At 63.6% G+C, this 13,207-nt stretch carries 10 protein-coding genes; 9 read left to right on the top strand and 1 reads right to left on the bottom strand.

The genetic code is table 11. The features are described 5' to 3' along the window. Positions 1-20 precede the first annotated feature (20 nt). The 3 genes from ACJO3T_RS17045 to ACJO3T_RS17035 are packed head-to-tail and all read left to right on the top strand — an operon-like array spanning position 21 to position 4,599. The gene (locus tag ACJO3T_RS17045; RefSeq protein ID WP_406964846.1) at positions 21-890 is read left to right on the top strand and encodes a branched-chain amino acid ABC transporter permease; all 870 of its coding nucleotides are present in this window, start codon (positions 21-23) and stop codon (positions 888-890) included. After that, positions 887-3,379 carry a branched-chain amino acid ABC transporter ATP-binding protein/permease gene (locus tag ACJO3T_RS17040; protein ID WP_406979243.1) on the top strand — a complete coding sequence of 831 codons (2,493 nt, stop codon included), beginning with the start codon at positions 887-889 and terminating at the stop codon, positions 3,377-3,379. The genes ACJO3T_RS17045 and ACJO3T_RS17040 overlap by 4 nt, the downstream gene beginning before the upstream one ends. Beyond that, positions 3,376-4,599: an amidohydrolase family protein gene (locus ACJO3T_RS17035; RefSeq protein ID WP_406964844.1), complete on the top strand. Its 1,224-nt coding sequence runs from the start codon at positions 3,376-3,378 to the stop codon at positions 4,597-4,599. Before ACJO3T_RS17040 ends, ACJO3T_RS17035 begins: the two co-directional genes overlap by 4 nt. Before the next feature lie 30 nt (positions 4,600-4,629). Here the strand turns inward: ACJO3T_RS17035 and ACJO3T_RS17030 are convergent, their stop codons facing one another. Then, positions 4,630-5,325, bottom strand: coding sequence for a GntR family transcriptional regulator (locus ACJO3T_RS17030; protein WP_406964843.1), 696 nt, complete (start codon positions 5,323-5,325; stop codon positions 4,630-4,632). 326 nt (positions 5,326-5,651) lie between these two features. Between ACJO3T_RS17030 and ACJO3T_RS17025 the strand changes: the two genes are divergently transcribed. From ACJO3T_RS17025 to ACJO3T_RS17000, 6 genes are read left to right on the top strand one after another with little or no spacing between them, the layout of a single operon-like run. Then, a complete protein-coding gene (locus ACJO3T_RS17025; protein WP_406964842.1) occupies positions 5,652-7,265 on the top strand; it encodes an ABC transporter substrate-binding protein in 1,614 nt (537 codons plus the stop codon). Positions 7,266-7,287: 22 nt separating this feature from the next. After that, positions 7,288-8,319 carry an ABC transporter permease gene (locus ACJO3T_RS17020; protein ID WP_406964841.1) on the top strand — a complete coding sequence of 344 codons (1,032 nt, stop codon included), beginning with the start codon at positions 7,288-7,290 and terminating at the stop codon, positions 8,317-8,319. Positions 8,320-8,321: 2 nt separating this feature from the next. Then, a complete protein-coding gene (locus tag ACJO3T_RS17015; RefSeq protein ID WP_406964839.1) occupies positions 8,322-9,215 on the top strand; it encodes an ABC transporter permease in 894 nt (297 codons plus the stop codon). Between the two features lie 11 nt (positions 9,216-9,226). Beyond that, the gene (locus ACJO3T_RS17010) at positions 9,227-10,915 is read left to right on the top strand and encodes a dipeptide ABC transporter ATP-binding protein (protein WP_406979242.1); all 1,689 of its coding nucleotides are present in this window, start codon (positions 9,227-9,229) and stop codon (positions 10,913-10,915) included. Then, entirely contained in the window at positions 10,912-11,622 is a 711-nt protein-coding gene (locus tag ACJO3T_RS17005) for a GntR family transcriptional regulator (protein ID WP_406964835.1), read from the top strand. The genes ACJO3T_RS17010 and ACJO3T_RS17005 overlap by 4 nt, the downstream gene beginning before the upstream one ends. Further along, complete coding sequence (locus tag ACJO3T_RS17000; protein ID WP_406979241.1) at positions 11,619-13,190, top strand: gamma-glutamyltransferase family protein; 1,572 nt, start codon at positions 11,619-11,621, stop codon at positions 13,188-13,190. Before ACJO3T_RS17005 ends, ACJO3T_RS17000 begins: the two co-directional genes overlap by 4 nt. Positions 13,191-13,207: the final 17 nt, after the last annotated feature.

Here is a 13,207-nt window from a genome sequence, read left to right as displayed (position 1 = left end):
CGGCCGGCGGAGGACACCACATGATTACCGCAAGCATCATCAGTGGCCTGGGCATGGGCAGCATGTATGCCCTGCTGGCCCTGGGTTTCCATATCACCTTTATCGTGTCCCGCACCGTCAACTTCGCCCAGGGCAGCGCGATGATGGTGGGTGCCGTGCTGGGCTATACCTTCTGCATCACGCTTGGGTTGCCCTGGATTGTCGCGGCTGCCCTCGCCCTGGGCCTGTGTGCGATCTACGGCCTGGCTATCGAGCGTTTCCTCGTACGTCCTTTCCATAGCCGGGGCTCCGAAGCCTGGCTGATGGCTACCGTGGCGGGTGGTCTGCTGGTGGACAACCTGGTGATGTTCACCTTCGGCAAGGAGCCGCGCCGCTTCCTGCTGGAGCCTGTGGATATCCGCCTGGAACTGTTCGGCACCGGGGTCGACCTGATGCAGCTGATCATTCCGGCGGTGGTGGCGGTGATCGTGATAGCGCTGATCCTGATCCGCCGCTACACGCGACTGGGCAAGGTGTTGGGCGCCACAGTCCAGAACCCGTCGGCGGCGCGAATGATGGGGATTCATGTGAACCGGGTGGTGGCGGTGTCCTTTGCCATCTCCACGGTGTTTGCCGGTATCGCCGGTCTGCTGATCGCGCCGCTGGTGAGCGTGCATTCCGAAATGGGCACATTGTTTGGTCTCAAGGCCTTTGCAGTGGCGATCCTCGGGGGGATTGCCAGTGCCAACGGTGTGGTGATGGCCGGACTGCTGTTCGGTCTGGCGGAGGCGCTGATCATTGTCTACCTGGGCTCGACGGTGGCCCAGATCGTGACCTTTTCCCTGGTGATCGTTGCCCTGGCCATCCGGCCCAACGGTCTGTTCGGAACCAGAACGCTGGTGAAAGTATGACTGCTTCGACAAGACCCTGGCTGGCGCCGGGACTGTTGGTCTTGCTGGCGCTGGGGGCCACCATTCTGTCGTTCACTCTCGGTGGATACGGACTGCTGGTGCTGACCCTGATTGCCCTGACCACCACCGTGTGCAGCGGCCTCAATATCCTGATTGGTCTCAGTGGCCAGATTTCGTTTGGCCATGTGGCGTTCTACGCCATTGGCGCCTACATCTCGGCTCTGATGACCATGGCAGGCCTGCCTCTTCCCCTCGCCATGGTCACCGCCGCCGTGGCAACCGCAGTGGTTGGCGCGTTGCTGGCATTGCCCGCGGTGAGGGTCAGCGGGCCCTACCTGGCGATGGTGACTATCGCCTTTGGCTTTATCATTCACCATGGTCTCATCGAATGGCGTTCCGTGACCGGCGGTGCCAATGGTCTGGCCGGTGTGCCCATGCCGGAAACTGGTCCGTTACCGGCAGATACCGGCCTGGCGCTGATGGCCTGCGCATTGATGGTGGCGTCGCTGGTGTTCTTTCATCGCCTGGTGGGCAGTGGCTGGGGGCGCGCGATCCGTTCGGTAAAGGCCACGGAGATCGCGGCCCGTTCCCTGGGCTTCAGTCCTTTGCAGACCAAGACCCTGGCTTTTGCCCTGTCGGCTCTGTTCGCCGGCGTGGCGGGGTCCTTGCTGTCGCCGCTGATGATGTTCATTAACCCGGAGTCCTTCCCCTTCACCCAGTCGATCCTGTTTGTGCTGGCGGTCATCGTTGGTGGCGCCGGTACGGTATTCGGACCGCTGCTGGGGGCCATCCTGATCGTGCTGGTGCCGGAACTGCTTTCCGGCATGGCGGAGATGCGGCTGTTACTGTTCTCCGGTGTGTTGCTGGCGGTGCTGTGGATTGCGCCGACTGGCGTGCTGGGTGTACTACAGGCAAGGTTTGCCCGACCCGCCAAACTCACCCCGGCTGAGCAGCCCGATCAACAACGCCTTGCGGATTTCCTCACCCGTCAGGGGACGGATACCGGCCTGGTGGTGGAGAATATCGGCATCCGTTTTGGCGGAGTGAAGGCCGCGGACAAGGTGAGTTTCAGTGCCACGCCGGGGTCGGTCACCAGCATTATCGGGCCCAATGGCGCTGGCAAGACCACCGTACTGAACATGGTCAGTGGCTTCTATGCCCCGGACAGTGGCCGGATTACCCTGGACTCGGACCTTGCTGGCCTGCCGGCCTGGAAAATCGCCCGGGCGGGCATTGGCCGGACCTACCAGACCACCCAGCTGTTTGCCGGAATGACCGTGCTGGAGAACCTGCTGGCCGGTATGCAGCAGGGAAGACTGGAGGATTGCTGGCACCGGCCGGATCCGGACCAGGTGGCCATGGCCATGGATCTGCTGGCCCTGGTGGGGTACCGGGGCTCGGTGCATACACCGGCCGAGGCCCTGCCCCACGTGGACCGCCGTCTGGTGGAGATTGCCCGCGCCCTGGCCCTGGCACCCAAGGTGCTGTTGCTGGACGAGCCGGCGGCGGGCCTGAGCCGGGCCGACACGGACCGGGTGTCCGAACTGCTGCGGACCATCGCGGGCTACGGCATCGCCGTGATCCTGGTGGAGCACGACATGACCATGGTGATGTCGGTCTCCGATCGCATCCTGGTGCTGGACTCCGGCCGTCCCATTGCCTGGGGTGAACCGGAGGAGGTGCGCGACAATCCGGATGTGGTACGGGCCTACCTGGGCAGTACCGATTACCAGGCTCCACCCCGACCGGAGCCCTGGAACGGCAGCCGCGACGCCACCCTGTTCGTCAAGGACCTGGTGATCGACTACGGTGCCGCGCCGGTGGTGGAGGGTGTCAGCCTGGTGGTGAATCCCGGGGAGCTGATCGCCATCCTTGGGGCGAATGGCGCCGGCAAGTCCAGCATCCTGCAGACCATCGCCGGCCTGCATCCGGCCTCCGGTGGTTCGATGGTGCTCAACAACGTGAGTATCGAAAGCCTCGATGCGGCCCGTATCGCCGGCAAGGGCCTGGCCCTGGTACCGGAAGGCCGCCAGGTATTCCCGGAGCTGAGCGTGCGGGACAACCTGCGGATGGGGGCCTATACCCGAACCGATCAGGGCAACCTGAATCAGGACATCGAACGTATCCTGGAGCGCTTCCCACGCCTGAGGGACCGTATCGACAGTCCTGCCGGACTGTTGTCCGGTGGCGAGCAGCAGATGGTGGCCATCGGCCGCGGTTTGATGGCGAAGCCGTCGATCCTGTTGCTGGACGAACCCTCGCTGGGGCTGGCACCGGCCATGGTGGCGGAGCTATATGATGCCCTGGCCGCACTGCGGGATGAGGGCGTCACCCTGCTGCTGGTGGACCAGATGGCCAACCTGGCGCTGCAGGTGGCCGACCGGGCCTACGTGCTTGAAACCGGTCGCGTGGTGCATTCCGGCAGCGCTGAGGATTTGCGTAACGATCCCGAACTGGAAGCCGCTTATCTGGGAGAGAATGTCGCATGAGCGTGATCCACTTTACCAACCTGCGTCTGCCCGAGCGCCCGCAACATGTTGCGGAACTGCGAGTGGAGGACGGGCGCTTTGTCAGCCGGTTCAGCGACGCAGCTTCACCCCGGACCATGGACCTGGGCGGACACCTGGTGCTGCCGGGTCTGATCGAAACCCATATCCACCTGGACAAGGCCTGTATCATGGACCGCTGTCAGCTCAGTGAGGGCACCCTGGACGAGGCCGTCTCCAGCACCAGCAAGGCCAAGGCCGGATTCACCGAAGCCGACGTCTACCAGCGGGGTGCAGGAATCCTTGAACAGGCCATCACCCAGGGCACTACCCATATGCGCACCCATGTGGAGCTGGACCCCGGCATCGGCCTGACCGGGTTCCGGGCGATTCAGCGCCTGCAGCGGGACTACGCCTGGGCCATCGGCCTGGAAATCTGTGTGTTTCCCCAGGAAGGGCTGCTTAGCAACCCGGGTACCGAGGCGCTGCTGTGCGAGGCCCTGGAGAGTGGTGCCACGGTGCTGGGGGGCTGCCCCTACATGGACAGTGATCCTCCGGGCCAGATCCGCCGGCTGTTCGAACTGGCCCGCCACTATGACTGTGACCTGGACCTGCACCTGGATTTCGACCTGAACCCGGAGGGCATGACGATTCCGGAAGTGATCCGCTGCACCCGGGAACATGGCTGGCAGCACCGGGTGACCATCGGCCATGTCACCAAGCTGTCGGCGTTACCCCCGGAGACCTTCCGGGAAACCGCCCTGGCCCTGGCCGAAGCCGGAGTGCAGGTAACGGCCTTGCCCTCCACCGACCTGTTCCTGACCGGTCGCGATGCCAGCCATAACGTCCCCCGGGGCGTGGCGCCGCTACCGAAACTGCACGATTGTGGCGTGACCTGTTCCCTGTCCACCAACAATGTTGGCAATCCGTTCACGCCCTTTGGCGATGTCTCTTTGATCCGCCAGGCCAACCTGCTGGCCAACGTCTGTCACCTGGGCACCCCGGCGGAACTGGCCCGGTGCCTGACCTGGGTGTCGGAAGAATCCGCGAGGATGATCCGCCTGCCGGATTATGGCCTGACGCCGGGCTGCCATGCCGATTTCCTGGTGGTGGATGCCCCCACGCCGGCGGATGTGATCGGTGAGCTGGGTCAGCCGCTGATGGGATTCAAGGCCGGCCGGCAAACCTTCGAGCGGTCTCCGGCGACCCTGTTGCGGCCCTGAACCTATTGTGAATGCCGACTCGCTGGCGGATCAGGCATTGGAGAGTACGGCCTTGAGATCCACTTCCGGCTCCCGGTTGTCCTCCAGCGCCAGTTCCGCTTCCAGATGATCCAGATGGTGCTCCATCAGCCTTACGGCCCGGGCCCTGTCGCCCTCTGACAGGGCTTGCAGGATGCCGCGATGCTCGTCGTGCTGGCAGGAGGGTTCGTCGTTGCGCTGATACAGGGCGACGATCAGTGAGCTGCGTACCATCAGATTGTCCAGTATGTCGGCCAGCACGCTGTTGCCGCTGATTTTCCCCAGCAACTTATGAAAGGCACTCAGTTCCCCAATGATGGCCCGACGGTCGCTGTCCCGGGTGGCCTTTCCTTCAGCCCTCATATGGGCGTCCACCTGGCGTGAAAACTTGCGCATCCGTTCCGGAGTGATGGACTTCACCACCGCCCCTTCGATGGCACGACGGGCCACGAAGATTTCCCGTGCCTCCTCTGCCGTGGGCTGGGACACATGGGCGCCACGGTTGGGCTCGATGGTGACGATCTTCTGCAGGGCCAGGCGCTGGAGGGCGGCCTGAACGTGGTTGCGGTTGGCCTTGAGGGAATCGACGATCTGGGCCTCCACCAGCCGGGTGCCGGGGGGCAGCAGGTGTTGGGCAATGGCCCGGGAGAGGGATTCGATGATCCGTTCGACTTCCTTCTGTTTACTGGTGCGTAGCGGGGTACCCATGGGTCGTTGGTTCACTGGTCCGTTGGCAGGAAAGAGGATCGGCGCGCGTGCCGCATTATCGCTAGCAATCTATCTGCTTCGTATTATCTTCCCCCGAGGGCCCAAGAGCAAACCCTGGCCCTCCCTGGGGCATGGCTGCTTCCTGATAGTGCATGCATAACTGAAAGACCTGGCCGAAACGCTAGCGATAGACCGGGCATGGCAATGCATGGCCTCTGTACATTGCGGATTTAAATAGGATTTCTTGGGATTTTAGGAAGGCGACATATCCTTGGCTTATCGATTGCATGCACTTCGGTAACCATTCACACCATGGAGCATGCAAAATGAATCGTCGGGACTTCCTCAAGGGCGCCACATCGCTTTCCGTCGGGGCCAGCATCCTGCCACTGTTCAAGGTACTGCCGGCCTCCGCCGCCAGTCAGGAGACCGCCGTGGTGGTCATCGGTGGAACCATCAACAGCCTGGACATCCATCGCAGCGGTACCAACCGGGACAGCTACCAGGTGGCCATCAACTGCTACGACCGGCTGGTATCCTTCGGCACCAAGCAGATGCCGGACGGTTCATTGAGCTACGACTATGACAACGTGGTCCCGGAACTGGCGGAATCCTGGGAAATCAGCGACGACGGCACGGTGATGACCTTCACCATCCGTGAGGGCGCTACCTTCTGGGACGGCAAGCCGGTCACCGCCCACGATGTGAAGTGGTCACTGGACCGGGCGGTGTCACTGGGTGGCTTCCCCACGGTGCAGATGAAGGCCGGGCGTCTGGAAAAACCGGAGCAGTTCGAAGCAGTGGACGACCGCACCTTCCGCATCACCCTGCCGTTCTCCTCCAAGTTGGCGCTGCCGGACCTGGCCACACCGATCCCCATCATCATCAACTCGCAAGTAGCGAAGGCCAACGCCACCGAGGACGATCCCTGGGCCACCGAATACCTGCACCGCAACCCGGCCGGTTCCGGCGCCTACAAAGTGGCCCGCTGGGATGCCGGCCAGCAGCTGGTTTACGAGCGCAACGACAACTGGGCCGGTGGTCCGGTACCGGGGTATGCGCGGGTCATCCTGCGGGAAGTGCCCGCCCAGTCCACCCGCCGCGCGCTGATCGAGCGGGGCAGCGTCAGTGTGTCCCAGAACATTCCCAACAAGGATGCCAAGGAACTGGCCAGCAAGCCGGGCGTGAAGGTGGTCAGCACGCCAATCGAGAACTGCATTTTCTCCCTGTGCACCAACGTCGATTTCGAGCCTTTCAAGGACAAGCGGGTGCGTCAGGCCGTGGCCTGGTCAATCCCCTACGAGAAGATCTTCGAGCAGGCCGCCTATGAGCAGGGTGTGCCCATGTGGGGCGGTACCCCGACTGTGGACGAAATCAGCTGGCCGCAGAAATCCCCGTACAGCCAGGATCTGGAGAAAGCCAAGGCCCTGCTGGCGGAAGCGGGCTACGAGGATGGCTTTGATGTACCGCTGTCCTTCAACCTGTCCCACGCGGACTGGGCGGAACCGGCGGCACTGCTGATCCAGCAGGGGCTGGCGGACGTTGGCATTAACGCTACCATCGAGAAAATCCCCGGTGCCAACTGGCGTACCATCGCCCTCGTGGAGAAGAAACTGCCTCTGCACCTGGAGAACTTCGGCGGCTGGCTGAACACCCCTGACTATTACTTCTACTGGGCCTATATCAAGGGCAACCTGTTCAACTCCTACAACTACGACAACCCGGAAATGGCCAGGCTGGTGGACGACACCCTCGATATGGCCATGGACCACCCGGATTACGCCCCCAATGTGAAGCGCATGATCGAGTTGGCGTTCGATGAGATCCCGCGGATCCCCTTGTGGCAGCCGACCCTGAACGTGGCGCTCAACGAGTCGGTGGGTGGCTACGAGTACTGGTTCCACCGCCAGATGGACATTCGTGCCCTGAAGCCCGTCTGACCGGATCCACAGGAGAGCTCCCTTGTCATCAATATGGCTGAAAGTGCGCAGCGTTGCCCTGCGCCTGTTACAGGCCGTACCCACTGTGTTTGGCATCCTGGTGGTGTGCTTCCTGCTGACCCGGGCGTTGCCCGGGGATCCGGCGGCCTACTTCGCCGGTGATATGGCAGATGCCGAGTCTATTGAGGAGGTTCGCCAGAACATGGGGCTGGACAAGCCCCTTCCGGTGCAGTTCGTCACCTACATCAGGGACCTGGTCCAGGGGGATCTGGGCATGGCGATCTCTACCGGCCAGCCGGTGATGTCGGAGTTGGCCAGCCGACTGCCCGCCTCCCTGGAACTGACCCTGGGGGCGTTGCTGCTGTCGTTCATGATCGCGGTGCCACTGGGCGTACTGGCCGCGACCCGGCCCAATACCTGGGTCGATCATATATGCCGATTTCTGGTAACCGCCGGGGTTTCCCTACCCACCTTCTTTACCGGCCTGGCACTGATGTACGTGTTCTATTACCTGCTGGGGTGGGCGCCGGCGCCCATGGGCCGGCTGGATATGATGTACCTGCCACCTGAGCCGGTGACCGGGTTCCTCACCGTCGACGCCATCATCGCCGGTGAGTGGGAGATACTGGGTGCGGCCCTGGCGCAACTGGCGCTGCCGCTGATCACCCTGGCCCTGTTCACCCTGGCGCCCATCGCCCGCATGACCCGGGCCGCCATGCTGCAGACCCTGTCCAGTGACTTCGTGCGGACCGCCCGCGCCGCTGGCCTCAGTGGCCGCCGGGTACTGGTGACCTACGCCTTCCGCAATGCGCTGCTGCCGGTGGTGACTACCCTGGGCATGGTGTTCTCCTTCGTGCTCGGTGCCAATGTGCTGGTGGAAAAGGTTTTTGCCTGGCCCGGCATCGGCTCCTTTGCAGTGGAGGCGTTGGTGGTGTCGGACTACGCGGCGGTGCAGGGCTTTGTGCTGTCCATGGCGCTGTTATTTGTCGCCCTGAACCTGCTGATCGACGTGATCTACACCCTGATTGACCCCCGTGTGGGTGAGGAAGGCTGAGCATGACCAGTATGACCACTCCCGCCTCCCCGAAACTGGAAGGTTCGCCCCGCATCAGCTACTGGCAGCACCTGCGCCATGTGATGTCGGAAAATCCGGTCACCGGGCTGGCCTTCGGCCTGTTCGCGTTGTTCATCGGCATGGCCCTGTTCGGGCCCTACCTGGTGCCCTACGATCCGTTGAATACTGGTGTCGGCCCGGCGCTGCAGGCGCCAAGCACCACCCACTGGTTCGGTACCGACCAGCTTGGGCGCGATGTCTTCTCCCGGGTGGTGGTCGCCACCCGACTGGATCTGCTGATTTCGGTATCGGCGGTGGCCATCTCCTTTGTGCTGGGCTCCATCATGGGCTCGTTCGCCGGCTACTTCGGTGGCTGGACCGATCGTATTACCGGCCGGGTGGTGGACACCATCATGGCGTTCCCGCTGTTCGTGCTGGCCATGGGTATTGTGGCGGCGGCGGGCAACACCGTGGAGAACATTGTCTACGCCACCGCCATCATCAACCTGCCCTTTTACGCCCGCATGGCCAGGGCGGAGGTGAGCATCCGCCGTAACGCAGGGTTTGTGCAGGCAGCGCGGCTGTCCGGTAACTCCGAGTTGCGGGTGCTGTTCGGCCATATCTTCCCCAACACGCTGCCGCCGATGATGGTGCAGATCTCCCTGAATATGGGGTGGGCCATCCTCAATGCTGCCGGCCTGTCCTTCATCGGTCTGGGCGTGCAACCGCCGGCCCCGGAGTGGGGCATCATGGTGGCCGAGGGTGCCAACTTCATTATCTCCGGCGAGTGGTGGCTGGTGATCTTCCCGGGCATGGCCCTGATGCTGGCGGTGTTTACCTTCAACCTGATCGGCGATGGCCTGCGGGATCTGGTGGATCCCCAGCGCCGCACCTGAGGATCCCGGCTATGAGACATACTTCAACCATACCGCTGCTGGATATCCGGCACCTGAGTGTGGATTTCGTGACCCGCAAGGGCACGGTCCGCGCCATCGACGACATCTCCGTGGCGGTGGACAAGGGCGAGACCCTGGGCATCGTCGGCGAGTCCGGTTCAGGCAAGTCCGTCACTTCCTATGCCGTGATGCGGATCCTCGACCGGGCCGGACGCATCGCCGGCGGCAGCATCACCTATGGCGGTATTCCGCTGCACAAGGCCCGGGAAAAGGACATGCGGGACATCCGTGGCCGCGAGATATCGATGATTTTCCAGAACCCCCGCGCCGCGCTGAACCCGATCCGCCGTATCGGTCAGCAGGTGGCGGATGTGCTGATGGAGCACAACCAGGCCTCCCGGGGTAATGCCCGGCAAAAGGCTATCGAGATGCTCCAGGCGGTGAAAATCCGTGATCCGGAGCAGCGCTACAACGCCTACCCCTTCGAGCTGTCCGGCGGCATGTGCCAGCGGGTGGTGATCGCCATCGCCCTGGCCTGCCGGCCCCGGTTGCTGATCGCCGACGAGCCCACCACCGGCCTGGATGTGACCACTCAGAAGGCGGTGATGGACCTGATTGTCGAGCTCACCCGTGAGTACGACATGTCCACCATCCTGATCACCCATGACCTGGGGCTGGCGGCGGCCTATTGCGACCGACTGGTGGTGATGCAGACGGGCAAGGTGATCGAGGCCAACGGCTCGGCGGAACTGTTCCACAGTCCCCGCCAGGACTACACCCGGCAGTTGCTGCAGGCGACGCCCCACCGGGATTCCCTCGTGCGCGACCTGTTGCCGCCGGCGATGAAGGCCCAGGCCATGCCCTTACCAGAGGAGCGCGCCACGGGCGAGCCGATACTCACCGTTAGCAATCTGCGCAAACAGTTTGGCAAGTCCGGTGCCGAAGGCAGCCACCTGGCGGTAGAGGATCTGTCGTTCCAGATTCGTGAAGGCGAGAGCCTGGGCCTGGTGGGGGAGAGTGGCTGTGGCAAGTCCACCACCTCCGCCATGATCATGCGACTGCTGGATACCAGCGGCGGAACCATTGAATTCCTGGGTGAGGATATCGCGCCGGTACGGGCCTCGAAATTCGCCTCACACCGCCTGCGGGGCAAGCTGCAGATGGTGTTCCAGGACCCCACCGACAGCCTGAATCCCCGTTGGAGCGCGGCCCAGTCCATTGGCGACCCCATCCGTCGGCTCACGCCGGAGGTCAGTCGTAAAGACCGGGAACAGCGGGTGTTTGAGATCGCCGGGCTGGTTGGCCTGCCATTGCACCTGCTTGACCGATTTCCCCACCAGCTCTCCGGCGGCCAGAAAGCCCGCGTCGGCATTGCCCGGGCCATTGCCCTGGAACCCAAGCTGCTGATCCTGGATGAGCCCACTGCCGCCCTGGATGTTTCCGTGCAGGCAGTGGTGCTCAACCTGCTGGAGGATCTGAAACACCGCCTGGGTATGAGCTACCTGTTTATCAGCCACGATCTCAACGTGGTGCGCCTGCTGTGTGACCGTATCATGGTGATGCAGAACGGTGTGGTGGTAGAGGAAGGCGAAGCCGGCCAACTGCTGGACGCCCCCGCCACCGATTACACCCGTACCCTGCTGGCGGCGATTCCCCACCCACCGGAAACCACCCCGGTAGCTGAGGAAGGCATGCTATGACCCGGCTTCCCCTGCAACCGGAGCGTGCCGGCAAGGGCACCGTGGTGGACAGCATTGTCCAGACCCTGGCGGACGACATCATCAGTGGTCGCCTGACCCCAGGCACCAAACTGGATGCCCAGGCCATGGCCCAGCGGTTCGGCGTGTCCCGCACCCCCATCCGGGAAACCTTCGGCCACCTGGCGGCCATGGGCCTGGTCACCCACCGCCCCAACCGGGGTGTGATTGTCGCCACCCTGTCACCCGGTGCCCTCAGCGATCTCTATGAAGCCATGGCGGAACTGGAGGCGGCGCTGGCCCGGCTGGCGGCTCTGCGCATGAACAGCGATCAACGCCAGGCCCTGCTCGAACTGCACCAGGAGTCCGTACACCTGGTACGGGACGGCACTGCCGACGACTATGCCCGTTACAATCAGCGTTTCCACGCCCTGATTTTTGAAGGCGCCCAGAGCAGTCAGCTCCAGCAGTTGGCGGAAGCCACCCGGCACCGGCTGGCTCCATTCCGCCGGGCCCAGTTCCGCCTCACCAACCGGGTCAGTAAATCCTGGGAGGAACACGACGCCATTGTCCGCGCCATCCTGGCCGGTGACGCCGACGGCGTGGCACGCCTGATGCGCCTGCATGTGCAGACCGTTAGTGCCATGTCCGCGGAGTTCGTTGCCGAGCACCAGCCGCCTCACGAACAGGGGAGAACGTCTACCTCATGAAGGCCGAATCCCACAAAGGAGTCATCTGCACCCCGGATGCCCGCGCCACCGAGGCCGGTATGGAAGTCCTCAAGGCCGGTGGCACCGCCATCGACGCCGCCACCGCAGCCGGAGCGGTGCTGTCCGTGGTATGTCCCCATATGACCGGACTGGGTGGTGATGCCCTGTGGTTGCTGAGTGACGGCAGGCAGGTGGATACCTTGCTGGGGCTGGGGCAGGCCGGACGTCGCCTGCCGGATGCCGGCGCGATCGCCATGCGCGGTCCCGCCTCGGCAGCCACCACCGCTGGCGCCCTCCGCGGCTGGTCCATGGCTCATGAATGGAGTGTTCACCGCTGGGGCTCGGCCCTGACCTGGCCGGATCTGCTGGAACCGGCTATCGCCCTGGCCCGGGACGGTTACGGGGTGTCGGCGTCCCAGGTGTTCTGGCAGGACCAGCGCCGGGATCTGATCCGAGACCTGCCGGACCTGACGGCGCTGTGTTGTGGTGCAGACGGCGAGCTGCTGTCCGAAGGCACCAACGTCACCCGTCCTGAACTGGCTACCACCCTGGAACATCTGGCCCGGGTCGGACTGACGGACTTCTATGAGGGTGAGCTGGCCACCGCGCTGGCAGAGGGTTTTGCCCGACTCGGTAACGGCCTTACAAGGGATGATCTGGTGGCCACCCAGTCCTGGCATAGCGAGCCCCTGAGCATCCGCTATCGGCAGGGAACGCTGTTCAATTTCCCGCCGCCGAGCCAGGGCCTGTATACCCTCAGCGCACTCAATGCCCTGAATCATGTGGACATGGCGGCACTGGAAAATGGTGGCGCCGACTATTTCCATTACCTGGTGGAAGCCATCAAGGCGCAGCTCAAGGAACGCAACCGCAAGCTGTGCGACCCTGCCGGCGGCACACTGGATACCTGGCGCCTGCTCAGCCGCGAGCGGGCAGCAGCCAACTATGCGGCTATTGATCCTGAGGTGGCCGTGCCCTGGCAGGAACAAGGCAGACCCGCCGATACCGTCTGGCTGGCGGCCAGCGATGCCAATGGCCGCACCGCCTGTTTGATGCAGAGCCTGTTCCACGATTTCGGCTCTGGCTGCATGGTCGGCGACACCGGCATTCTCTGGCTTAACCGGGCCGCCGGCTTCAACCCGGCCCCGGCCCACGCCAACGCCTGGGCTCCGGGGAAGCGACCGGCCCACACCCTGAATCCTTCGGCTTACCTCGCCGATGATGGCCGGCAATTCTATTTCGGCACCCAGGGTGGCGACGGCCAGCCCCAGACCCAGATGGTGCTGGCCACCCAACTGGTGGACTACCGGCAGTCCATCGACCGCGCACTGAAGGCGCCCCGATTCCTGCAGGGGCGCAGTTTCTTCGGCAGCAGCGAGAACCTGAAGCTGGAGCGGAATATCCCACCCGCTGTCGGCGAGGCGCTCGTGCAAAAGGGCCACGATATTGAATGGATTCCCGAACTCAGCCCCTTCACCGGCCTGGCCGGCGCCATTGCGGTACACTTGGACGGTTGCCGGGAAGCCATGCACGACCCCCGGGGCGAAGGCACCGCCCTGGGTCAGTAAACACTCACTCTGTACCA

This window comes from Marinobacter shunpengi (genome assembly GCF_045449715.1).
In the GTDB taxonomy this organism is placed as follows: Bacteria; Pseudomonadota; Gammaproteobacteria; order Pseudomonadales; family Oleiphilaceae; genus Marinobacter.
Note: the sequence above shows the minus strand (reverse complement) of the source record. Positions and strands in the feature narration are given on the sequence as shown.